The sequence below is a fragment of the Kitasatospora sp. NPDC057936 genome (genome assembly GCF_042887525.1).
Taxonomy (GTDB): domain Bacteria; phylum Actinomycetota; class Actinomycetes; order Streptomycetales; family Streptomycetaceae; genus Kitasatospora.
This window is the reverse complement of the sequence record NZ_JBHVPD010000082.1, coordinates 25794-48394: the sequence shown is the minus strand read 5'-3', so window position 1 is coordinate 48394 and position 22601 is coordinate 25794. Positions and strand designations below refer to the sequence as shown.

General features: G+C 71.6%; 19 protein-coding genes and 2 tRNA genes. 14 read left to right on the top strand and 7 right to left on the bottom strand.

Annotated elements, in window-relative coordinates; translation table 11 throughout:
• Positions 1 to 319: 319 nt before the first annotated feature.
• Both ACFVU9_RS33440 and ACFVU9_RS33435 read left to right on the top strand, forming a co-directional pair.
• On the top strand, positions 320 to 1462 hold the full coding sequence (locus ACFVU9_RS33440) for a PP2C family protein-serine/threonine phosphatase (protein WP_380446134.1): 1143 nt from the start codon (positions 320 to 322) through the stop codon (positions 1460 to 1462).
• 530 nt (positions 1463 to 1992) lie between these two features.
• Positions 1993 to 2190 (top strand): hypothetical protein, encoded by a 198-nt coding sequence (locus ACFVU9_RS33435; protein ID WP_363648347.1) that lies wholly within the window; start codon positions 1993 to 1995, stop codon positions 2188 to 2190.
• Between the two features lie 29 nt (positions 2191 to 2219).
• On the opposite strand, the gene ACFVU9_RS33430 is transcribed toward ACFVU9_RS33435, so the two are convergent.
• Entirely contained in the window at positions 2220 to 3011 is a 792-nt protein-coding gene (locus ACFVU9_RS33430; RefSeq protein WP_380446133.1) for a DUF6348 family protein, read from the bottom strand.
• 229 nt (positions 3012 to 3240) lie between these two features.
• Between ACFVU9_RS33430 and ACFVU9_RS33425 the strand changes: the two genes are divergently transcribed.
• Positions 3241 to 3801 (top strand): hypothetical protein, encoded by a 561-nt coding sequence (locus ACFVU9_RS33425; protein ID WP_387599877.1) that lies wholly within the window; start codon positions 3241 to 3243, stop codon positions 3799 to 3801.
• 61 nt (positions 3802 to 3862) lie between these two features.
• On the opposite strand, the gene ACFVU9_RS33420 is transcribed toward ACFVU9_RS33425, so the two are convergent.
• Positions 3863 to 3936: transfer RNA gene (locus ACFVU9_RS33420), tRNA-Gly, on the bottom strand.
• Between the two features lie 174 nt (positions 3937 to 4110).
• Between ACFVU9_RS33420 and ACFVU9_RS33415 the strand changes: the two genes are divergently transcribed.
• The 5 genes from ACFVU9_RS33415 to clpX all read left to right on the top strand — a co-directional run bounded on the left by ACFVU9_RS33415 (position 4111) and on the right by clpX (position 9024).
• Positions 4111 to 4184 (top strand) — tRNA-Pro (locus tag ACFVU9_RS33415).
• A gap of 295 nt (positions 4185 to 4479) precedes the next feature.
• Positions 4480 to 5865 (top strand): trigger factor, encoded by a 1386-nt coding sequence (tig, locus tag ACFVU9_RS33410; protein WP_380497743.1) that lies wholly within the window; start codon positions 4480 to 4482, stop codon positions 5863 to 5865.
• Positions 5866 to 6162: 297 nt separating this feature from the next.
• Positions 6163 to 6777, top strand: coding sequence for an ATP-dependent Clp protease proteolytic subunit (locus ACFVU9_RS33405; protein ID WP_329931219.1), 615 nt, complete (start codon positions 6163 to 6165; stop codon positions 6775 to 6777).
• 56 nt (positions 6778 to 6833) lie between these two features.
• Complete coding sequence (locus ACFVU9_RS33400; RefSeq protein WP_380446130.1) at positions 6834 to 7496, top strand: ATP-dependent Clp protease proteolytic subunit; 663 nt, start codon at positions 6834 to 6836, stop codon at positions 7494 to 7496.
• A 238-nt stretch (positions 7497 to 7734) separates the two neighbouring features.
• A complete protein-coding gene (gene clpX, locus ACFVU9_RS33395; protein ID WP_329931163.1) occupies positions 7735 to 9024 on the top strand; it encodes an ATP-dependent Clp protease ATP-binding subunit ClpX in 1290 nt (429 codons plus the stop codon).
• Positions 9025 to 9111: 87 nt separating this feature from the next.
• Here clpX and ACFVU9_RS33390 read toward each other — a convergent pair whose 3' ends face one another.
• Positions 9112 to 9915 (bottom strand): hypothetical protein, encoded by an 804-nt coding sequence (locus ACFVU9_RS33390; protein ID WP_380446129.1) that lies wholly within the window; start codon positions 9913 to 9915, stop codon positions 9112 to 9114.
• Positions 9912 to 10766 (bottom strand): hypothetical protein, encoded by an 855-nt coding sequence (locus ACFVU9_RS33385; RefSeq protein WP_380446128.1) that lies wholly within the window; start codon positions 10764 to 10766, stop codon positions 9912 to 9914. The genes ACFVU9_RS33390 and ACFVU9_RS33385 overlap by 4 nt, the downstream gene beginning before the upstream one ends.
• 188 nt (positions 10767 to 10954) lie before the next feature.
• Here ACFVU9_RS33385 and ACFVU9_RS33380 point away from each other — a divergent pair, with 188 nt between their 5' ends.
• Together ACFVU9_RS33380 and ACFVU9_RS33375 are read left to right on the top strand one after the other, a co-directional pair.
• Complete coding sequence (locus tag ACFVU9_RS33380; RefSeq protein ID WP_380446127.1) at positions 10955 to 13591, top strand: valine--tRNA ligase; 2637 nt, start codon at positions 10955 to 10957, stop codon at positions 13589 to 13591.
• 279 nt (positions 13592 to 13870) lie between these two features.
• Positions 13871 to 14398 (top strand): hypothetical protein, encoded by a 528-nt coding sequence (locus ACFVU9_RS33375; protein WP_380446126.1) that lies wholly within the window; start codon positions 13871 to 13873, stop codon positions 14396 to 14398.
• Positions 14399 to 14448: 50 nt separating this feature from the next.
• Here ACFVU9_RS33375 and ACFVU9_RS33370 read toward each other — a convergent pair whose 3' ends face one another.
• The 3 genes from ACFVU9_RS33370 to ACFVU9_RS33360 all read right to left on the bottom strand — a co-directional run bounded on the left by ACFVU9_RS33370 (position 14449) and on the right by ACFVU9_RS33360 (position 18779).
• Positions 14449 to 15987, bottom strand: a complete 1539-nt coding sequence (locus ACFVU9_RS33370; protein WP_387599870.1) for a chitinase — start codon at positions 15985 to 15987, stop codon at positions 14449 to 14451.
• A 175-nt stretch (positions 15988 to 16162) separates the two neighbouring features.
• Positions 16163 to 17314 (bottom strand): non-hydrolyzing UDP-N-acetylglucosamine 2-epimerase, encoded by a 1152-nt coding sequence (gene wecB / locus ACFVU9_RS33365; protein WP_387599867.1) that lies wholly within the window; start codon positions 17312 to 17314, stop codon positions 16163 to 16165.
• Between the two features lie 31 nt (positions 17315 to 17345).
• Entirely contained in the window at positions 17346 to 18779 is a 1434-nt protein-coding gene (locus ACFVU9_RS33360; protein ID WP_387599864.1) for a glycosyltransferase, read from the bottom strand.
• Between the two features lie 197 nt (positions 18780 to 18976).
• Between ACFVU9_RS33360 and ACFVU9_RS33355 the strand changes: the two genes are divergently transcribed.
• The 4 genes from ACFVU9_RS33355 (at position 18977) to ACFVU9_RS33340 (ending at position 22570) form a co-directional block, all read left to right on the top strand.
• Positions 18977 to 20368 carry a bifunctional folylpolyglutamate synthase/dihydrofolate synthase gene (locus tag ACFVU9_RS33355; protein WP_380446122.1) on the top strand — a complete coding sequence of 464 codons (1392 nt, stop codon included), beginning with the start codon at positions 18977 to 18979 and terminating at the stop codon, positions 20366 to 20368.
• A gap of 2 nt (positions 20369 to 20370) precedes the next feature.
• Positions 20371 to 20721: a DUF4233 domain-containing protein gene (locus ACFVU9_RS33350; protein ID WP_380446121.1), complete on the top strand. Its 351-nt coding sequence runs from the start codon at positions 20371 to 20373 to the stop codon at positions 20719 to 20721.
• Between the two features lie 88 nt (positions 20722 to 20809).
• Complete coding sequence (gene ndk, locus ACFVU9_RS33345; RefSeq protein WP_329931154.1) at positions 20810 to 21223, top strand: nucleoside-diphosphate kinase; 414 nt, start codon at positions 20810 to 20812, stop codon at positions 21221 to 21223.
• A gap of 321 nt (positions 21224 to 21544) precedes the next feature.
• A complete protein-coding gene (locus ACFVU9_RS33340) occupies positions 21545 to 22570 on the top strand; it encodes a rod shape-determining protein (RefSeq protein WP_329931217.1) in 1026 nt (341 codons plus the stop codon).
• Positions 22571 to 22601: the final 31 nt, after the last annotated feature.

Below are 22601 nucleotides of genomic sequence, written 5' to 3'. Positions count from 1 at the left end.
CCCCCGCGCCGCCTGTGGCATCGGCCACAGCCCGGCAGCGCGCGAAGACCCCCGCACGCGGGGCGCGTACGTCGTCCGCCTGGTTCGTACGCCCAACCGGCGCACGCCTCCTGACGCCGCGGCCACCACCGCACCGATCGGCCGAAACCCGCTGACGCGCCCGCACCTCGGCGCGACCGCCCCCGGCCGAGCCGTCGACGCCGGGCGGTGCCCGTGGATAAGGTCGGGCCCCATGGCTGGCAGACCGCCGGGCGCACCGCCCCAGACGACTGCGACGAGGCCCGGCGCCGTCCCGGCGTCCGACCCCGTGACGGCCCGGTTGCGCAGGAGGCTCCGCCGGGCCCGCCGAAGGCTGCGCACGGCCGGGGTCGACTACTTCCGCGGCGGCGCCGCCGACTGGCCGGTGCTCTGCGCGCTCGCGCTGCTCGTCCCGCTGCTGATCCTGCTCAACATCTGGATGCCCGCCTGGGCCCCGCCCACCGCCCTCGTCCTGCCGATCCTGGCCGGCGCCCTGCTGCTGCGCCCCGGCAGCCTCGTGGTGCTGTACGCGCTCGCCGCCCTCGGCCTGTCCGCCGAGTCCGTGATCCACACCGGCGAGCGGGTCGCCAGCCTGAACCCGGAGGCGTACGTCTACGGCGTCACCCCCGGCGCGGCCCTCGTGGTCGGCGCCGCCGGGGTCGGCGGCCTGCTGCTGGCCCAGTTCCGGGCCCGGGTCGGGGTGCCCTGGTGGGGCGGTTCGACGATGCTGTTCGACCTGCGCGAGCGGCTGCGGGTGCAGAGCCGCGTCCCGCGGCTGCCGGACGGCTGGCACGCCGACATGGCGCTGCGCCCGGCCGGCGGGCAGTCCTTCTCCGGGGACTTCGTGGTCGCCGCCCGCACCGGCCCGGGCCAGCGCGTGCTGGAGGTGGTCCTCGCGGACGTCTCCGGCAAGGGCATGGACGCCGGCTCGCGGGCGCTGCTGCTGTCCGGCGCCTTCGGCGGACTGGTGGGCTCGCTGCCCGCGCACGACTTCCTGCCCGCCGCCAACGGCTACCTGCTGCGCCAGTCCTGGGACGAGGGCTTCGCGACCGCCGTCCACCTGGTGCTCGACCTGGACACCGGCGAGTACGAACTGCTCTCCGCCGGGCACCTGCCGGGCATGCAGCGCCTGGCGGGCGCCGGGCGCTGGGAGGTCAAGGAGGCCACCGAGGGCCCGCTGCTCGGCATCTACGACGGCGCCAAGTTCGAGGGCGTGCGCGGACGCCTGAACCGCGGCGACGTCCTGCTGCTGTGCACCGACGGCATGGTCGAGGCGCCCGGCCGGGACCTCACCGAGGGCATGGACCGGCTGATGGGCGAGGCCGACCGGCTGGTGCCCGGCAGCGGCCCGGGCGCCGGGGCCGGCGCCGCCGCCGCGCTGATCGAGACGGTCGCCCGGGACATCAACGACGACCGCGCGGTGCTGCTGCTCTGGCGCGACTGACGCCCCGACCGGCCGACGGGCCGTCCGCGGCGCCCGCCGCCGGATCGGGCGGGGCCCCGCGCCGGCACATGCCGCAGGCAGGAGCTGTCAAGCCTGGGTGCCGATCTTCGGCCAAATCGGGCGCCCCGTCAGCGGAGTGGACCTGAGCCTTCCGTTCCCCGCCGCCGCGCGTTTCCCGGCCGCTCAGCGCGGCCCCGCCGACGATTCGTCAGAACGACTCGGCTATCGTCTCGGACGGCGGAAACTCGTCTCGCATCCCAGGATATCGGCGTTGGGCCGACTGTCAGACCTTTACGCAATCGGCACGGTCGACCACACTGAGTCCGGGCGGGACTGGTCAGGATTCGGGGGATGGGGGGCGTCACGTGCGGCACGGAAGAGCTTGTGCGATCGCTGAGTGCTCCCCGCCCGGCCGGGGTGTGCCGGACGGTCCGCGATTCCGCCTCGGGACCGTCGGACAGGCCGGGGTCCGGCTTCGCAGGTGCCGCCGGCCGGTGGCGCCACGCTATGAAACGAGGAAGTGAGTCCGGGTGGCACTCTCCGTCTCCGCGCTGGTCCTGTTCGCGATCCTGTGCATCATCTTCATCCGCAACAAGCAGCTGAAGATCCCGCACGCGATCATCGCCGCCCTGTTCGGCTTCATGCTCCACGAGACCACCGTCGCCGGTTCGATCAACTCCCTGCTGGCGAACCTGGCCCACAGCATCTCCGGCATCACCGGCGGCTGACGGGAGGGCCGGCGGCACCCGCGCGAGGGTCACCGGCCGGCCCGTCTGGCCTCCCGCCAGCGAGCGAACAGTCCCCGGGGGCGCACTGCCGCCGGGGCGGGCGTGCGCACCGGTGCGGGCGCCCCGGCACTTGCCGGCACCACCGCCGGCCCGACCGGGCGCACCGCCGTCAGCAGGACGAACAGCCGTGCCCAGCACAGGCGTTCGCCGCGCGGCCAGTCCAGCGCGCGCAGCGCCGCCGAAGCCGCCTCCGACACCTCGCCGTCGACCCGGACCTCGGCGACGTCGTCGCCCGCCTTCCCGCCCAGGAAGAGCTTCACCCCGACCGGCCCCGCCCCGGTCAGCCCCGGCCGCAGCGCCGGCGCCAGCGCGGGCAGCACCCGGTGCTCCGTGAGCCAGGCCGCCAGCCGCTCGTTGCCGAAGCCGAACACCGCCGCCGGCCCCTGCAGCGCGTGCCAGCCGGGCAGTTCGGCGTGGTCCGCGCGGTCGGCGTACACGCCCCGGCCGTCCGCCAGCTCGACCAGCACCGAGGCGGTGGTGGTCGCCCACATCTTCACCGCGTTGGCGAGCTTCTCCTCCTCGGTCTTGCCGAGGCCCGCCGAACAGTCCCAGACCACGGGCGCGTCCGCCCGCCCCAGGTGCAGCACGAAGCCGAGGTCGACGTGACCGGCCCCGTCGCCGCCCGGGTGCTCGCGCACGGCCACCGCCGTCGTGCCCGGGCCGCGCACCACCTCGCCGTCGACGGTGAACACCTGCCCGAGCCCCGCCATCTCCCGCACGACGCAGCGCTGTATGACGGCAAGCCGCTCCTCGGGACGCACCGGAACTCCTCCACCTCGGGACCGCAGTCGTCTGCGTAGTGATCTGCGTGACGCGCGGTTCCGCGTGACGCTCCGGACACGCGATCGAACCGTGCTCGAACGCGCCGAGGCTATCGGCCCGACAGCCTGCCGGGAAACCGCCCGGACCGCCCGGACCTCCGGTCGCGGAAATGTCCGCCATGCCCCACTTTGGGAGCGGAACCTGAAGGCCGCCAGCCCGGAGAACCGCATGCCCCGCACCGTCCCGACGCCCCCGCCGCCGCTGCTGCCCCTCCCGCCGTCGATCCTGAGGGGCGCCGACGGCTCCGGCCTGGTCGCCGAGGTCGAGGCCTACCTCGCCTCCCTGCCCGCCTCCGCCCGCACACCCGTCCCGTACGTCTGCCCGTACGGCACCGCCCCGCTCGCGTGGCACGCCGGCCACCCCGAGCCCCGGGCGACCCTGGTCGGCCGGGTGCTGCGCCGCCCCGTCCGTCCGGTGCCGGTCAGCGCCGCCGACCACCTGCGGCTCGCCTCGCGCTACATCGGCGCGTTCGGCTGGCTCCAGGGCGCGCTGTGGGACGCGGGCGGCCGGGTCTGCCTCCTCGGCGCGCAGGCCGCCGTCCTCGCGCACGGCTACGGCACCCCGCGCACCGTCCGTACGGCGCGCGTCCAGCTGATGGAGGTCCTGCACGCGACCGGCCGCCCGGCGCACTCCCCGGACGAGTACAACGACCGCCCGACCACCCGGGAGGCCGACGTCCACCTGCTGCTCGACCGCGCCGCGGCCCGCGCCGCCCGCCTGGGGCTCTGACCTGCGGACGGACCCGGGAACGCCGACGGCCCCGGTGCGAGGACGCACCGGGGCCGGGCCGTGGAGCGGGCGACGAGAATCGAACTCGCGTGACTAGTTTGGAAGACTAGGGCTCTACCATTGAGCTACGCCCGCGTGATCCCCCGGCACGGAGCCGGAAGTTCGGGGAACAGCGTACCTGGTCCGGTCGCTCCCGTGCACACCGCATTTCTCCGCGCCCCCCGGACGCGCTCCCGAAACCCCTTCCGGCGGCCCGGAATAAGTCGGCGAACCGCCGGGGCCCGGCGTGTACGCTTCCTCTCGGCACCACGGGGTGTGGCGCAGTTTGGTAGCGCGTCCGCTTTGGGAGCGGAAGGCCGTCGGTTCGAATCCGGTCACCCCGACGTGCGGCAGGGTCTCGCCCACCGGGCGGGGCCCTGTTCTGTTCCCCGGGTACGGTGACGTCTGGCGTCCGCCTTTCGTGGTACCGGTAGGATGGGGCGCTGGCGGTAGTCCCTGCGGCGAACACCCAGGTCAACCGCACGAGGGCGAGGAGTCACGCTCACCGTCCACCCCCCACGGGAGATGCAGCTCCAACCGCCCATCGCCCGTCTCGCCAGACCCACCCGTACCGGCCCCGGCCGGCGCGATCCGGGGCTGGGGAGGCAACCTGACCGCAAGCCCATAGGAGACCAAACCGTGAAGAGCGCCGTCGAGACTCTGAACCCGACCCGGGTTCGACTCACCGTCGAGGTGCCCTTCGAGGAGCTCAAGCCCAGCCTCGACGCGGCGTACAAGAAGATCAACCAGCAGGTCACGGTTCCGGGCTTCCGTAAGGGCAAGATCCCGGCTCGCGTCATCGACCAGCGTTTCGGCCGTGGCGCCGTGCTGGAGGAGGCCGTGAACGACGCCCTGCCGCGCTTCTACACGCAGGCCGTCGACGAGGGCAAGATCGAGGTCCTCGGCCAGCCCGACATCACCAACATCGAGGGTGTCGAGACGATCGCCGATGGCGGTGACCTGAAGTTCACCGCCGAGGTGGACGTCCGCCCGGAGATCACCCTGCCGGAGTTCTCCTCCATCGAGGTGACCGTCGACCCGATCGTCGTCGCCGACGAGGACATCGAGAAGTCCCTGGAGCAGCTGCGCGAGCGCTTCTCCTCGGTCAAGGACGTCGAGCGCGCCGCCGCCGCCGGTGACATCGTGGTCGTCGACCTCGTCGCCACGGTCGACGGCGAGGTGCCGGAGGACGGCACCGCCAACGGCGTGAGCTACGAGATCGGCTCCGGCCGCCTGATCGACGGCATCGACGACGCCGTCACCGGCCTGGAGGCCGGTGGCACCGCGACCTTCGAGACCGAGCTCAAGGGCGGCACCCAGGCGGGCAAGACCTCCGAGGTCACCGTCACCGTCACCGCCGTCCAGGAGAAGGAGCTGCCCGAGCTGGACGACGAGTTCGCCCAGCTGGCCAGCGAGTTCGACTCCCTGGAGGACCTGCGCGCCGACTCCCGCAAGCGCCTGGAGCGCATGAAGGAGTACGACCAGGCCACCCAGGCCCAGGAGAAGGTCCTCGACGCCCTGCTCGCGCTGGTCGACATCGAGTACCCGGAGAAGCTCCTCAAGGACGAGATCGAGACCCGCAAGCACAACCTGGAGCACCACCAGCTGGAGCCGATGGGCCTGACCATCGACGCCTACCTGGAGACCCAGGGCAAGACCCGCGAGGAGTGGGAGGCGGAGATCGAGGAGCAGGCGAAGAAGGGCATCAAGACCCAGTTCGTCCTGGACCAGATCGTCGCCAACGAGGAGCTCGGGGTCAACCAGGAGGAGCTCACCGAGCACCTCATCCGCCGCGCCGCCGGCTCCGGCCTGACCCCGGACCAGTTCGCCCAGCAGGTCGTCCAGGGCGGCCAGGTTCCGCTGCTGGTCGGCGAGGTCGCCCGCGGCAAGGCGCTGGCCACCGTGGTCGAGGCCGCCAAGGTCGTCGACACCGAGGGCAACGAGGTCAACTTCGACGACGAGGACGAGTCGGGCGAGACCGTCGAGGCCACCGAGGCCGCCGCCGAGGAGACCACCGAGGCCTGATGGCCGCGGTAGCCCCCTGAGGCACGCAGCGGGCCCGGACGCCGTCATGGCGTCCGGGCCCGTCGCCGTTCCCGGCGCGGGCACCCCAACCGGAGCAGTCCCGTCCGGCGCGCGTGACCCTGCGCTCACAGCGAACAGTTCTGCGTGGGGGATTCTGCGGCCCGGCCTGCGCGTTAGGGTCCTTGGACAGCAACAATCACGACGTGATACCCGGAAGCTGTGCGACACCGTGACGGCCGCCCGGCGACCGTCCAAATCGACTGAGCAGGTGGCTAAGTGACGTTCCCGCAGATGCAGATGGGCCCGATGGCGCCGCACGCCGCCTCTGGTGACGTGCTCGGCGGCCTGGGCGACCAGGTCTACAACCGGCTGCTCAACGAGCGGATCATCTTCCTCGGCCAGCAGGTCGACGACGACATCGCCAACAAGATCACCGCGCAGCTGCTCCTGCTGGCCGCGGACCCGGAAAAGGACATCTTCCTCTACATCAACTCCCCGGGCGGCTCGATCTCGGCCGGCATGGCGATCTACGACACCATGCAGTACATCAAGAACGACGTCGTCACCATCGCGATGGGCATGGCGGCCTCGATGGGCCAGTTCCTGCTGACGGCCGGCGCCAAGGGCAAGCGCTTCTCGCTGCCGAACGCCAACATCCTGATGCACCAGCCGTCGGCCGGCCTCGGCGGCTCCGCCACCGACATCCGCATCCAGGCCGAGCAGCTGCTGCGCACCAAGAAGCGGATGTCCGAGCTGATCGCCTTCCACAGCGGCCAGTCCTTCGAGCAGATCACCCGGGACTCCGACCGCGACCGCTGGTTCACGCCGGAGGAGGCCCTGGAGTACGGCCTGATCGACGCGATCATGCACAGCGCCGCGGACGTTCCCGGCGGCGGCGGCACGGGCGCCTGAGCCTCGGCCCGGCCCACGAGACCACAGCCCCAACGCCCCGGAGGACAAGAACCCCCATGAACATCCCCAGCCTGTCGGCCGCCCAGGCCCGCGTCGAGGACATGCGCGCCGAGGGCCGCTACATCGTCCCGCGCTTCGTCGAGCGCACCACGCAGGGCATCCGCGAGTACGACCCGTACGCCAAGCTGTTCGAGGAGCGCATCATCTTCCTCGGCTCGCAGGTCGACGACGTCTCGGCGAACGACATCATGGCGCAGCTGCTGTGCCTGGAGTCGATGGACCCGGACCGCGAGATCCAGATGTACATCAACTCGCCCGGCGGCTCGTTCACGGCTCTGACGGCCATCTACGACACCATGCAGTACGTCAAGCCGGACATCACCACGGTCTGCATGGGCCAGGCGGCCTCCGCCGCGGCCGTGCTGCTCGCGGCCGGCACCCCCGGCAAGCGCATGGCGCTGCCGAACGCCCGGATCCTGATCCACCAGCCGTACACCGAGACCGGCCGCGGCCAGGTGTCCGACCTGGAGATCCAGGCCAAGGAGATCTTCCGGATGCGCGAGCAGCTGGAGCAGATGCTCTCCAAGCACTCCAACAAGTCGGTGGAGCAGGTGCGCGAGGACATCGAGCGCGACAAGATCCTCACCGCCGAGGAGGCCGCCGAGTACGGCCTGATCGACCAGATCATCTCCACCCGCAAGACCTCGCTGACCTCCTGAGGTCGGCAGGGCGCCGGGGCGGGCGCGCGCGCCCGCCCCGGACCCTTCGGCGGTCGCCGCGACGGCATCTGTTCGGTATCAATTCGCCCAGGGCGTAGGGCAGACCCGGCGAAGAGGACGGAATCAGGGGCCCGGCAGAGTACCGTCGGATAGCGAGACCGATCGCCGTCGGCGTTGACGGTCCACAGCACCAGGCCCCGGAACCCCCGCGGGGCCCCTGGCGAAGGGGAAGCACCTCGTGGCACGCATCGGAGACGGTGGCGACCTGCTCAAGTGCTCGTTCTGCGGCAAGTCGCAGAAGCAGGTGAAGAAGCTGATCGCCGGCCCAGGCGTGTACATCTGCGACGAGTGCATCGACCTGTGCAACGAGATCATCGAGGAGGAACTCGCCGAGACCTCCGAGGTGCGCTTCGAGGAACTCCCGAAGCCGCGCGAGATCTACGAGTTCCTGGACCAGTACGTGGTCGGCCAGGACCTCGCCAAGAAGGCGCTGTCGGTGGCCGTCTACAACCACTACAAGCGCGTCCAGGCGGGCGAGGCGGGCCGCAGCGGCGGCAACGGCCGCGACGACGCGATCGAGCTGGCCAAGTCCAACATCCTGCTGCTGGGCCCCACCGGCTCCGGCAAGACCCTGCTGGCGCAGACCCTGGCCCGGATGCTCAACGTGCCGTTCGCGATCGCGGACGCCACGGCGCTGACCGAGGCCGGGTACGTCGGCGAGGACGTCGAGAACATCCTGCTCAAGCTGATCCAGGCGGCCGACTACGACGTCAAGAAGGCCGAGACCGGGATCATCTACATCGACGAGATCGACAAGGTCGCGCGCAAGAGCGAGAACCCGTCGATCACCCGGGACGTCTCCGGCGAGGGCGTGCAGCAGGCGCTGCTGAAGATCCTGGAGGGCACCACCGCGTCGGTGCCGCCGCAGGGCGGGCGCAAGCACCCGCACCAGGAGTTCATCCAGATCGACACCACCAACGTGCTGTTCATCGTCGGCGGCGCGTTCGCCGGCCTGGAGCGGATCATCGAGGGCCGCGCGGGTGCCAAGGGCATCGGCTTCGGCGCGAACATCCGCTCCAAGCGGGAGTCGGACGCGAGCGACCACTTCCGTCAGGTGATGCCCGAGGACCTGGTGAAGTTCGGCATGATCCCGGAGTTCATCGGCCGTCTGCCGGTGATCACCAGCGTGCACAACCTGGACCGCGAGGCGCTCCTGCAGATCCTCACCGAGCCGAAGAACGCGCTGGTCAAGCAGTACCGCAAGCTCTTCGAACTGGACGGCGTGGAGCTGGAGTTCACGCGTGACGCGCTGGAGGCGATCGCCGACCAGGCGATCCTGCGCGGCACCGGCGCGCGTGGGCTGCGGGCCATCATGGAGGAGGTGCTGATGTCCGTGATGTACGAGGTCCCCTCGCGCCAGGACGTCGCCCGCGTGGTGGTCACCGGGGACGTGGTCTCCAAGCACGCGATCCCGACGCTCGTCCCGCGCGACATGATCAAGCGCGAGCGGCGCGAGAAGAGCGCCTGAGTCCTGAAGCCTTGAACGAGAGGGCCCCGCACCGTCGTGGTGCGGGGCCCTCTCGCGTGTTCCGTTCGCCCGGTGGGTGGCTCGTGGTTACTTCGGCACCTCGGCGACCGCGCGCAGGTCGCGGGTGTCGGCGGCGAGCTTGTCCACGTCCGGCTGGGTGCCGTCGTCGGCGCCCTTGAGCACCATCACGAGGCTGCTGCTGTCGGCCCAGGCGCACACGGCCATCTTGGTGTCGCCGTCCACGGACGTCCCGCACTCCATGGTGCCGCCCTTGGGGCCGGGGTCGACCGCGTGCCGGTCGCCGACCTGCCCGCCCGAGCCGGAGAAGCCCTGGAACATCTGGTCCAGCTCCTGCTTGGGCAGCAGGACCTTGCCGTACACGCCGACCGCGACCAGCTGCGGGTCGGAGTTCGCGTCCTGGTAGACCGCGGCGACGCCGGTGGGCTTCCAGTTGCCGTCACCGTTGCCGATCTTGGACGTGATCTCGTCCTGGATCTTCCGGGTCGTGGTCGGGTCGTCGTTGGCCTTGAGGTCCTTGAAGGCCGTCGGCATCACGATCTTCTGGGTGCCCGCGTTGCTCGTCACGTCGAAGACGAAGTACGCGAGCGCGCCGCCGCCGAGGAGCAGCACGCCGAAGACGCAGCCGAGGACGATCCACAGCGTCTTGTGCGACGTGCGGGGCGGGGGCGGCGGGTACATCCCGTACCCGGGGTAGCCGGCCTGGTCGGGCGCGGGGTAGCCGGGCGGCGGCGCCTGCGGCGGCACGGCGCCGTAGGGCTGGTCGGTGGGCGGCGGGGGAGCCCCGAAGGGCTGGCCGGCGGGCGGCGGCGGTGCCCCGTAGGGCTGGTTGGGGGGCGGCGGCGGTGCGCCGTACGGGCTCTGGTCGGTCACTTGGCCACCTTCATCGCGTCACGGATGGCGCGGGTCTTCTCCGCGGCCTGGGCCGGGGAGAGCGGGGTCGGGGCGGTGCCGGTGATGCTGACGTGGTTGAAGCTGACGTGGCCGTAGGTGGACTTGTCGGCCCACACGCAGACCACGGGTCCGGGCTTGCCGATGATGCTGGTGGCGCCGCAGGCGAGCTTCGCGGCGGAGCTCGTGCTGTCGTTCGCGGGGTAGTCCGTCATCGGCGTCGTCCAGGTGAGGCCGCCGCTGTCCTGCTTCGACTCCTGGATGATCTGGTCGGGGCTGTTCAGCTGCCCGTAGATGCCGATCACCGAGATCGTGTCGAGCGGGTCGGCGCCCTTGGTGTAGCTGGAGATCACGCCGATGAGGTTCGAGCCGTACTTCGTGGACTCGGGCTTGTTGGGGTCGGCCGGCTTCTCGTCGGACGACTTCTTGACGTAGCCGTCCGGCAGCGACTGCGGGGCGGAGAGCTTGTAGTTGCCGCCCGAGGAGTCCTTGCCGCCGAGGACCTTCCACGCGGCGAAGCCGCCGCCGCCGAGCACGAGCGCGCCGATCACGAGGCCGACCACCAGGCCGCCCTTGCCCTTCTTCGGCGGCGGCGGGTACCCCGGCTGGCCGTACGGGGCCTGCGGAGGCGCGCCGTAGGGCTGCTGGGGCGCGCCGTACTGCGGCTGGCCCTGCGGCGGATAGCCGTACTGGGGCTGCGGTGCGCCGTACGGCTGCTGCGGCGGCTGCGGCGCCCCGTACGGCGGCTGCGGCTGCTGCGGCGCGCCGTACGGGGGCTGTCCCCCGTAGGGCTGCGGCTGTCCCTGCGGATACTGCTGACCCTGGCCGTACATCTGTCTGTGCTCCCCCGCCGCACCCGCGGCCTGTCTGGTGTGGAATTGTCCCGTGTACGTCCGGAAATCCAGACGATTGTCCGGGCACGGTACCGCACGCCGCCGACGGGGGAGCCGGTCGGGAGCGCGGTGTCCGCGGACCGAAAGCGGTTCGTAACCCGAGCCCGCCGTTACGTAAACTGTGCGTCGTGACCGACACGACGAACCAGCGCCCCGTGAGCACCACCGGGGACGATGCGGCAACCCTCCCGACGACCTACACCCCCGCGGACGTAGAGGGCGAGCTGTACGAGCGCTGGGTAGAGCGTGGCTACTTCACCGCGGACGCCAAGAGCGACAAGCCCCCGTTCACCATCGTCATCCCGCCGCCGAACGTGACCGGCAGCCTGCACCTGGGCCACGCCTTCGAGCACACGCTGATCGACGCGCTGGTGCGCCGCAAGCGGATGCAGGGCTACGAGGCGCTCTGGCAGCCCGGTATGGACCACGCCGGCATCGCCACCCAGAACGTGGTCGAGCGCGAGCTCGCCAAGGAGGGCAAGTCCCGCCACGACCTGGGCCGCGAGGCCTTCGTCGAGCGCGTCTGGCAGTGGAAGGCGGAGTCCGGCGGCCAGATCTCCGGCCAGATGCGCCGCCTCGGCGACGGCGTGGACTGGTCGCGCGAGCGCTTCACCATGGACGAGGGCCTCTCCCAGGCCGTCCAGACCATCTTCAAGAAGCTCTTCGACGACGAGCTGATCTACCGCGCCGAGCGCATCATCAACTGGTGCCCGCGCTGCCTGACCGCCATCTCGGACATCGAGGTGGAGTACCAGGACGACGACGGCGAGCTGGTCTCGATCCGCTACGGCGAGGGCGAGAACTCCATCGTCGTCGCCACCACGCGCGCCGAGACGATGCTGGGCGACACCGCGGTCGCCGTCCACCCCGAGGACGAGCGCTACAAGCACCTGGTCGGCACCGAGATCGAGCTGCCGCTCACCGGCCGCCGCATCCCGATCGTCGCCGACGCCCACGTCGACCCGGAGTTCGGCACCGGCGCCGTCAAGGTGACGCCCGCGCACGACCCGAACGACTTCGAGATCGGCCAGCGCCACGGCCTGCCGAACATCGCCGTGATGGACGAGCACGCCGTCATCACCGTGCACGGCCCCTTCCTCGGCCTGGACCGCCTGGAGGCCCGCTCGGCGATCGTCGCCGCGCTGCGCGCCGAGGGCCGGATCGTCGCCGAGAAGCGCCCGTACGTCCACTCGGTCGGCCACTGCTCGCGCTGCAAGACCACCATCGAGCCGCGGCTGTCCATGCAGTGGTGGGTCAAGGTCGGCCCGCTGGCGAAGGCCGCCGGCGACGCGGTCCGCGACGGCAAGGTCAAGATCCACCCGCAGGAGATGGAGAAGCGCTACTTCGACTGGGTCGACAACCTGCACGACTGGTGCATCTCGCGCCAGCTGTGGTGGGGTCACCGCATCCCGGTCTGGTACGGCCCGAACGGCGAGGTCGTCTGCGTCGGACCGGACGAGCAGCCGCCCGCCGGCGAGGGCTGGCACCAGGACACCGACGTCCTGGACACCTGGTTCTCCTCCGGCCTGTGGCCGTTCTCCACGCTCGGCTGGCCCGAGCAGACCGAGAGCCTCGCGAAGTTCTACCCGAACTCCGTCCTGGTGACCGGCTACGACATCCTCTTCTTCTGGGTCGCCCGGATGATGATGTTCGGCCTCTACGCGATGGACGGCACCCCGCCGTTCCACACCATCGCGCTGCACGGCATGGTCCGTGACCAGAACGGCAAGAAGATGTCGAAGTCCTTCGGCAACGTGGTCAACCCGCTGGACTGGATGGACAAGTACGGCTCCGACGCGCTGCGCTTCACGCTCGCGCGCGGTGCCAACCCCGGCGTCGACGTGCCGATCGGCGAGGACTGGGTCCAGGCGTCCCGCAACTTCGCCAACAAGATCTGGAACGCCACCCGCTTCGCGCTGATGAACGGCGCCACCGTCGAGGGCCCGCTGCCCGCGCCGGAGGAGCTGACCGCGAGCGACCGCTGGATCCTGTCGCGCCTCAACAGCACCGTCGCCGAGGTGGACGGCCTGTACGACGACTACCAGTTCTCCAAGCTCTCCGAGGGCCTGTACCACTTCGCCTGGGACGAGGTCTTCGACTGGTACGTCGAGCTCTCCAAGACCACCCTGGCCAAGGGCGGCCCGCAGGCCGACGCCGCGCGCCGGGTGCTCGGCGAGGTCCTGGACGTCACGCTGCGCCTGCTGCACCCGATCGTGCCCTTCGTCACCGAGACGCTGTGGACCACGCTCACCGGCGCCGAGTCGGTCGTCATTGCCGACTGGCCGAAGGACAGCGGCTTCCGTGACGCCGCGGCCGAGGCGGAGATCGCCACGTTGCAGCAGGTCGTCACCGAGGTCCGCCGGTTCCGCACCGACCAGGGCCTCAAGCCGGGCCAGCGCGTCCCGGCCACCCTGGAGCTGGACGGCACCGCGCTGGCCGCCCACGAGGACGCGATCCGCTCGCTGCTGCGGCTGACCGCCCCCGAGGAGGGCTTCGCGGCCACCGCCTCGCTGCCGGTCGCCGGCGCCACCGTGGCGCTGGACCTCTCCGGCACCATCGACGTCGCGGCGGAGCGCAAGCGCCTCGCCAAGGACCTCGCGGCGGCCGAGAAGGAGAAGGCCCAGACCACCGGCAAGCTCGGCAACGAGGCGTTCCTCGCCAAGGCGCCGGACGACGTGGTCGCCAAGATCCGGACCCGCCTGGAGGCCGCCGAGGCCGACATCGCCCGGATCACCGCCCAGCTCGCGGCGCTGCCGCAGGGCTGAGCCGCCCCACCGGTCCACGAGGGGCCGTATTCCGCGCCGAGCGGAGTACGGCCCCTCCGCCGTTTACGCCGAATAGCCCAGCACCATTGCTCCCTTCCGGCGAATATTCATCCTGGACCGGGTAAGGTCCTATTCCGCTCGAATTCATTCCGGTCTTGCCAGCGCGGGTTCTCGGAAGTTTGCAGGTCGGATGTGTACGGTGTGCTCTGAGTTTGCGCGGTGCGCACCAGCGGGTTTCTGCCGGGCGTTTCGCTGAGCCAACGGACGGGAGGGCATGGCGTGGTGGTGACCGAAGAGTTGGTCGACGAACTTCCTGCCGAGGCGGTCGAGGAGGCCAAGGCCAGGGCGGCGACGCTGCTGCTCGCGTTCCGGCACGGCAACCAGCTCGCCTTCGACCACGAGCTCGACGTGCTGCTCGCCGAGCACGCCGAGCGCGAGGTGACGACCCTGCTGGCCTGGATCGCCGCGGAGGCGGTCCGCAAGGCCTACGCCCCCGCGGTCGGCGACAAGGTGCTGCGCGCGATGGCCAGGCGCGCCCCGGTCGACGCCGGCGCGGTCTGCGTGGACGAGGAGACCGCCGACGCCGCCCGGCTGATCGAGGCCGTGGCCGTCGGGGACGTGGCGGAGGTCCGCGGCCTGGTCGCCGCGAACGCCGACACCACCTTCCTGCTCGGCGGCCTGCTGCAGGGTGTCGCGATGATGCTGCCGTTCCTGCCCGACGGCGAACTCGGCGAGATCACCGCCGAGTTGCGCCGTCGCCACGGCGGCGGTGCGGCGCACGTGCCGGAGGCCCGGGCCGGGGTCTGAGCCGGGGTCCGAACCGGAGTCCGAACCCGGCCCGGGTCTCCGGGCCGGGCTCACGGCATGGCGTGCAGGTGCGCGCCGATGGTGCCGGCGACCGGACTGCCCGCCGAGGCGTCCCAGTTGGTCGACCAGGTCATCGCCCCGCCGATCCCCGGCCAGGTGGTGCCGGGCCGGTAGCTGCCGCAGTCGGTGCCGGCGGCGAGGCAGTCCAGCGCGGCGTTCACGACGCCCGCGCTCACGTACCCGCCGCCCGCGGCGCTGGTCGAGGCCGGCACCCCGAGTCCGACCTGGTCGGGCCGAAGCCCGCCCTGGAGCTGGATGCAGGCGAGCGCGGTCAGGAAGTTCTCGGTCCCCTGCGCGTACACGTTGCCGTCGCAGCCGTTCATCGCGCCGGAGTTGTAGTACTGCATGTTGGCGATGGTGAGGACGTCCTTCACGTTCAGCGCCAGCTTGAAGTACTCCATGCCGGTCGACTGCATGTCGATGGTCTGCGGCGCCATGGTCAGGACGAACCCGCTGCCGGCCTTGGCCGCGACCGTGTGCAGCGCCTGGCCCAGGTACGTCGCGTTGACGCCGTTCTCCAGGTCGATGTCGATCCCGTCGAAGCCGTAGGTCCGCATCAGCGACCAGGCGGAGTCCGCGAAGTTCGCCGCCGACGCCGGGTCGGCCACCGACACGGTGCCGTTCTGTCCGCCGACCGAGAGCACGACCCGCTTGCCGGCCGCGCGCTTGGCCGCGATGTCGGCCTTGAACTGTGCGTCGGTGTAGCCGCCGAGGCGCGAGGACAGGGCCGGGTCGAGGGTGAAGCTCAGCGCGCCCGGCGTGGCGGTGGCATCGGCGAAGGCGACCGCGATGATGTCGTACGCGGCCGGGACGTCGCCGATGCGCTGGACGGCGGCGCCGTTGTCGAAGTTCTGCCAGTAGCCGGTGAGCACGTGCTTGGGCAGACCCGGCGGCTTCGTCGGGGTGCCGGTCGGGCTGCCCGTCGCGGTTGCCGTGGCGGTCGGGCTGCCCGTGGCGGTCGGGCTCGGGGACGAGGGGGACGTCGGGCTCTGCGACGGTTGCGGGCCGCCGGGGCCCACCAGCGAGACGTCGTCGGCCAGGAACGCCGCCTGCCCGTACCAGCCGTGCAGGTAGACGGTGACGCTCGTGGTGGCCGGGCCGGTGGTGAAACCGGTGCTGAGCTGCGCCCAGCCCGCCGACGTCGTCCAGGTGCTGGGGTCGGTGCCACCGGTGCCGCGGGCGCCGAGGTAGACGTACGAGCCCTGCACCCAGGAGCTCAGCGTGTACGCCGACGAGGGCTTCACGGCGACGGTCTGCGTGCACTCGCCGGTGTCGCCCGCGCCCGGGGTGGACCGCAGCGCGTACGAGCCGGAGTGGACGGTCGCGCTCTGGACGGTGCCGCCGGTGCAGGACCAGCCGGTGAGGGCGCCGGCTTCGAAGCCGCCGTTGGTGATCAGGTCGACGTCCGCGGCGCGGGCGCCGGTGCCGGTGACGAGGACGAGTCCGCTCAGGCCCAGCGCGATCGCGCCGGCCCCGCCGAGCAGGGTGCGGACGGCGCGCGGGCGCCGCCGGTGTCGGGCAGGTGGCATGACTCCATCTCCTGTGGGGGAGGCCCGGCGGCGTGCTGTGGGGGCGGCGCCGTCCGGGGTGTCGATGGTGCGCGTGCGGGAGCTACCGACAACTCAAGTCCCGCTCGGGAAACGGGACTTGCCTCACAAGGTGGAGTAGACCAATCCGGCTGTCAAGCCCGACTGGCGATCAGGACTACGCCGCCCGCAGGCCGGCGCCGGCCTCGGACCGGGCGGACTCGGCGATCCGGGCGGTGAGTTCGGCGATGCGCGCCGAGGCGAGGCCGTCGCCGTACGGGCTCGGGGTGGCCGCGAGCCGGGCCAGCCGCTCGGGGGTGTCGGACAGCCAGGCGTGTGCCAGCTCGCCCAGCTCCTCGCCGGGCCGCACCAGCGCGGCGAAGCCGGCGTCCACGGCCTCCGGGCGCTCGGTGGAGCGGCGCACCACCAGCAGCGGGCGGCCGAGCACGGTGCACTCCTCCTGCACGCCGCCGGAGTCGGAGACCAGCAGCGCGGCGTGGCTCGCGAGGCCGAGGAAGTCGGCGTACCCGACCGGTCCGGTGACGGCGATCCGCTCCAGCAGTCCGTCCAGCCCGAAGCGTTCGACGGCGGCCCGGGTGCGCGGGTGCATCGGGAACAGCACCGGCGTGCCGGCCCGCGCGATGCGGTCCAGCTCGGCGAGGACGGCGCCGAGCGCCTCGGCGGTGTCGGTGTTCTCCGGGCGGTGCGCGGTCGCGAGGACGTAGCCGTCGGGGCGCAGCCCGTGCGCGGCGAGCAGGGCGGCGCGCGCCTCCTGGTCCGGCAGTTGGCGGCGGACGACCTCGACGACGGTGTTGCCGGTGAGCGCGATCCGCCGCTCGTCGAGCGACTCGGCGCGCAGGTTGGCGACGTTGTCGGGGGTGGCGGCGCACAGCAGGTCGGCGACGTGGTCGACCATGACGCGGTTGTGCTCCTCGGGCATCGCCCGGTCGAAGCTGCGCAGCCCGGCCTCGACGTGGACCAGCGGGATCTCCCGGGCGTTGGCGGCCAGCGCGCCGGCGAGGGTGGCGTTGGTGTCGCCCTGGACGACGACGGCCACCGGGCGGTCCTCGGCGAAGGCGGCGTCGAGCTGGCCGAGGGACTGGGCGATCTGCCCGGCCCGCGGCCGGCCGCCGACGCCGGTGAGCAGCTCCGGCCGGGGCAGGTCCAGATCGCGCAGGAAGCGGCCGGACATGGCCTCGTCCCAGTGCTGGCCGGTGTGCACCAGACGGGTGGCGTCGCCGAGTTCGTGGATCAGCGGGGCGAGCTTGACGAGCTCGGGGCGGGTGCCGAGGACGACGGCGACGCTGGACGGGGGCAGGCAGGTGCTCATGGGAGGAGGCTCCGTGGGTATCTGTCGGGGCTCAGGATTCGAGGGCGGTGGGGGCGCCGACGGCGACCTTCTCGGCGTTGCGCCGGGTCTTGGCCCAGCCGTTGCGGCCGAGCAGCATCCGCACGGCCGCCCGGGTGGCGACGACGAACAGGTGGTAGGCGTAGATCCACACCAGGACGCCCCAGAGCAGCCCGGTCAGGCGGCGGCGGTCGGGGTGGACGAGGGTGCGGTAGGCGAAGCCCCAGAACACCATCGGCAGCGTGGCGACGACGAAGGCGACGGCCATGTACGGCCCGAACCGCAGCTGGAAGTCGGCGGTCTCGGCGGGGAAGAGCACCAGCCCGGCCGCGGTGATCACGATCGACAGCGGGGTGAGCAGCACGAGCAGCACGCAGACCACCGGCTGCAGGAAGGTGTACAGCACCTCGGCCTTGCCCGGCCACGTGTAGTGCGGGGAGCGCAGCACCCGGCCGGTGTAGCGCAGGCACTGCATGTTGCCCTGGGCCCAGCGGGTGCGCTGGGTGAGGAAGCGGCGCGGCGAGACCAGGGCCTCCTGGGAGACCTGGGCCTCGGTGACGTGGGTCAGGCGCCAGCCGGCCAGGCGCAGGTCGAGGCCGGACTCGTAGTCCTCCAGCAGGGCGCGCTCGGGCCAGGGCCGCCCGGCCCGGCCCTCCTCGGCGGTGAGCGAGTCGAGGGCGGTGAGGCGCACGAACTGGCCGTTGCCGCCGAGGCCGACGCTGCCGGTGCGCCGGCGCAGCAGCTGCATGCCGGCGTTGTTGGCCTGGAACTCGACGTCCTGCATCCGCACGAGCGCGCGGGCGAACGCGTTGGCGGTGCGGCCGCGGCCGGGCAGCGGGAGCTCGTCGTCGGCGTTGCGCATGCGCACGCCGATCTGGACGGCGCCGGTGTCGGGGCGGCCGAGCGCCTTGTCGCTGCACACCTGCGCGAGGGTGCCGGCGCCGAGCTGTCCGTCGGCGTCGACGACGCCGATGACGACGCGGGAGCGGTCGGTGTCCTCGGGCAGCCGGGCGGAGATCTCGCGGTAGGCGGCGTTGAGGGCGGCGCCCTTGCCGATCCGCGCGTGCGGGCGGCGGCGCTGGACGAGGTGGACGCGGTCGTCGTGGGCCGCGGCGGCGAGGACGAGTTCGCGGGTGGCGTCCTCGCTGTCGTCGTCGATGACCCACAGGTGGGCCTCGGGCGCGGAGGCGCGCAGGCCGGCCAGGGTCTGGGAGACCACGGCCTCCTCGTCGCGGCAGGGGATGACCAGGTGCCACTGGAAGGCGGCGGGGTCGCCGGGTTCGGCGGCGAGGTTGCGCTTGAAGGCGTGGCGGGAGCCGGCCCAGTAGACCAGGAAGCGGCCGAACACCAGGACCATGTAGGCGACGAGCAGCAGTGAGATCAGCCCGGCGAGCCGGACGATCGTGTCCTGCCGGAGGACGATCCAGTCGTGCAGGACGTCGGGCATGGCGTGGCACTCCCAGTGATCAAAGGCTATTGGCTCCTCAGGGATGCGAATCGATGCTTCATTGCGGTTCAAACTCGCTAAATCGATAGTAAAGGGAGTGAACTGGGAATCGAGGGTCAAGACCGGGCAAAGTGGTCGTTCTCACCCCGGACCTCACCCTGTGAGGACGGGCCGCCGACCCTCCGTAGACTGTGGTCGTGAGCGACAAGGCCGACCCGAACCCGTACACCCTCCGCCCCGCCGACGGCGGCACCGGCGACGCCCTGCGCGACGTCGAGGTCGAGCTGTCCAAGCGCTGGCCGGAGAACAAGCTGGAGCCCTCGCTCGACCGGATCGAGGCGCTGATGGACATCCTGGGCCAGCCCCAGCGGTCCTTCCCCTCCATCCACATCACCGGCACCAACGGCAAGACCTCCACCGCCCGGATGATCGAGCAGCTGCTCAACGCCTTCGAGCTGCGCACGGGCCGCTACACCAGCCCGCACGTGGAGAGCGTCACCGAGCGCATCAGCCTGGACGGCGCCCCGATCGCCCCCGAGCGCTTCGTCGAGGTCTACCGCGACATCGCGCCCTACGTGGAGATGGTCGACGCGCAGCAGCCGGTGCCGATGTCCTTCTTCGAGGTGCTGACCGGCATGGCGTACGCCGCCTTCGCCGACGCCCCGGTGGACGTCGCCGTGGTCGAGGTCGGCATGGGCGGCTCCTGGGACGCCACCAACGTCATCGACGCCGCCGTCGCGGTGATCACCCCGATCGGGCTGGACCACACCGACAAGCTCGGCGACACCACCGGCGAGATCGCGGTCGAGAAGTCGGGGATCGTCAAGTCCGGCGCCGTCGCCGTGGTCGCCCAGCAGCCGCTGGACGCCGCCCAGGTCATCCTGCGCCGGGCCGTCGAGGTGGACGCCACGGTCGCCCGCGAGGGCATGGAGTTCGGCGTGATCCGCCGTGAACTCGCCGTCGGCGGCCAGCTGGTGACGCTGCGCGGACTCGGCGGCGAGGAGTACGAGGACGTCTTCATCCCGCTGCACGGCGAGTACCAGGCGCACAACGCGGCGCTGGCGCTGGCCGCGGTCGAGGCCTTCTTCGGCGTCGGCGGCGCCCGCGGCGGGCAGCTCGACGTGGACAAGATCCGCCAGGCCTTCTCCGGCGTCTCCTCACCGGGCCGCCTGGAGATCGTCCGCCGCAGCCCCACGATCATCCTGGACGCCGCGCACAACCCGCACGGCGCCCGCGCCACCGTCGCCGCGATCACCGAGTCCTTCGGCTTCAACCGCCTGGTCGGCGTGATCGGCACCTCGGGCGACAAGGACGTGGCCGGCGTGCTGGAGGCCTTCGAGCCGATCCTCGCCGAGGTCGTCATCACCCAGAACTCCACCCACCGCGCGATGGACGTCGACGCGCTCGCGGCGCTCGCCGTCGAGGTCTTCGGCGAGGACCGCGTCCAGGTCGAGCCCCGCCTCGACGACGCGATCGCCGCCGCCGTCACCCTCGCCGAGGAGGAGGGCGACCTCGGCGGCGCCGGGGTCCTGGTCACCGGTTCGGTCATCACGGTGGGCGAGGCCCGCCTGCTGCTCGGGAGGAAGTGAAGATGAGGACGCTCTGCTCCTCGACGCTGATCGGCGAGGCACTGCTGATCATGTTCGCGGCGCTGGTCGCGATGCGGCTCTCCAGCGTCTCGACGGCCTCGGTCTGGATCGTCAGCGGCATCGCGATGGCGCTGTGCATCGCGCTGTGCGGCATGATCAACCGGCCCGGCGCCGTGCAGATCGGCTGGGCGCTGCAGATCGGCCTGATCGCCAGCGGCTTCATCCTGCCGACGATGTTCGGCCTCGGCGTGGTCTTCGCCGCCCTGTGGTGGTGCTCGGTGCACTACGGCCGCAAGGTGGACGAGTTCAAGGCCGCCCGCGCCGCCGCCGTCGCGGCCGCCGCGGAGGCCTAGACCAGCGGAACCGGCGGGTCGCTCACGCAAGGTAACCTCTGCCGTACCCGCATACCGTATGCCGAACCGATTCCCCAGGAGACGCACCGTGTCCCAGCGCACTCTCGTCCTGCTCAAGCCCGACGCCGTCCGCCGCGGCCTGGCGGGCGAGATCATCAGCCGCATCGAGCGCAAGGCCGGCTGGCAGCTCGCCGCCGTCGAGCTGCGCACCTTCGACCGGGCGACGCTGGAGCAGCACTACGCGGAGCACGTCGGCCGCCCGTTCTACGAGCCGCTGCTGGAGTTCATGACCTCCGGCCCGTCGATCGCCCTGATCGTCGAGGGCGAGGACGTCGTCCCGGGCATCCGCATGCTGGCCGGCGCCACCAACCCGCTGGAGGCCGGTGCCGGCACCATCCGCGGCGACTACGCGACGATCACCCGCGAGAACCTGATCCACGCCTCCGACTCGCCCGAGTCCGCGGAGCGCGAGATCAAGATCTTCTTCCCGGCGCACGCCTGAGCCGGCCCGGGCGACACACCCGGAGGACTTAGGGACTGCCCCGGTCGGGACCATTGGCCCGGCCGGGGCATTCTTATCGGGAAATAGGGAACTGGGGGTGCCGACACGGCGTCCCAATCCTCGGAGAAGCGATCACGCTCCGGACAATGGACGGTATGCCCCACGTCGACGTCCGTACCGCGAGGCGTGACTACGATGGACGCGACTCAAGGGCCCGGTAAGGCAGCTCAGCTGGTCTCCGCCCAAGCGTGGGCGCACGCAGTCGTCCACCCCTCATGAACTCCGAGCCCGGGAAGGCACCTACACCCCATGGCGAGCAACCTGTCGTTCATCGGCCGCGACTTGGCGATCGACCTCGGAACTGCCAACACGCTGGTGTACGTCAGGGGCAAGGGGATCGTGCTCAACGAGCCGTCCGTCGTCGCGGTGAACACCAACACCGGCGGCATCCTCGCGGTCGGCGCCGAGGCCAAGAAGATGATCGGCCGCACCCCGGGCAACATCGTCGCCATCCGCCCGCTCAAGGACGGCGTGATCGCCGACTTCGAGATCACCGAGCGGATGCTGCGCTACTTCATCCTCAAGATCCACCGCCGCCGCTACCTCGCCCGCCCCCGCGTCGTCGTCTGCGTGCCCTCCGGCATCACCGGCGTCGAGCGCCGTGCCGTCATCGAGGCCTCCTCCCAGGCCGGCGCGCGCCAGGTGCACATCATCGAGGAGCCCATGGCCGCCGCCATCGGCGCCGGACTGCCCGTCCACGAGGCCACCGGCAACATGGTCGTCGACATCGGCGGCGGCACCACCGAGGTCGCCGTCATCTCCCTCGGCGGCATCGTCACCGCCCAGTCCATCCGGGTCGCCGGCGACGAACTCGACAACGCGATCGTCCAGCACATCAAGAAGGAGTACTCGCTGCTCCTCGGCGAGCGCAGTGCCGAACAGATCAAGATGAGCATCGGCAGCGCCTACGGCCTGGAGGGCGAGAAGGACGAGCACGCCGAGATCCGCGGCCGCGACCTCGTCAGCGGCCTGCCCAAGACCGTCGTCATCTCCGCCGCCGAGGTCCGCGAGGCCATCGACGAGCCGGTCAACTCGATCATCGACGCGGTCAAGACCACCCTCGACCAGTGCCCGCCCGAGCTCGCCGGCGACGTCATGGACCGCGGCATCGTGCTCACCGGCGGCGGCGCCCTGCTGCGCGGCCTCGACGAGCGGCTGCGGCGCGAGACCGGCATGCCGATCCACATCGCCGAGAACCCGCTCGACTCGGTCGCGCTCGGCTCCGGCAAGTGCGTCGAGGAGTTCGAGGCGCTCCAGCAGGTACTCGACGCCCAGCCGCGCCGTTAGCACCGACGACACACCCGACACTCAACTGAAC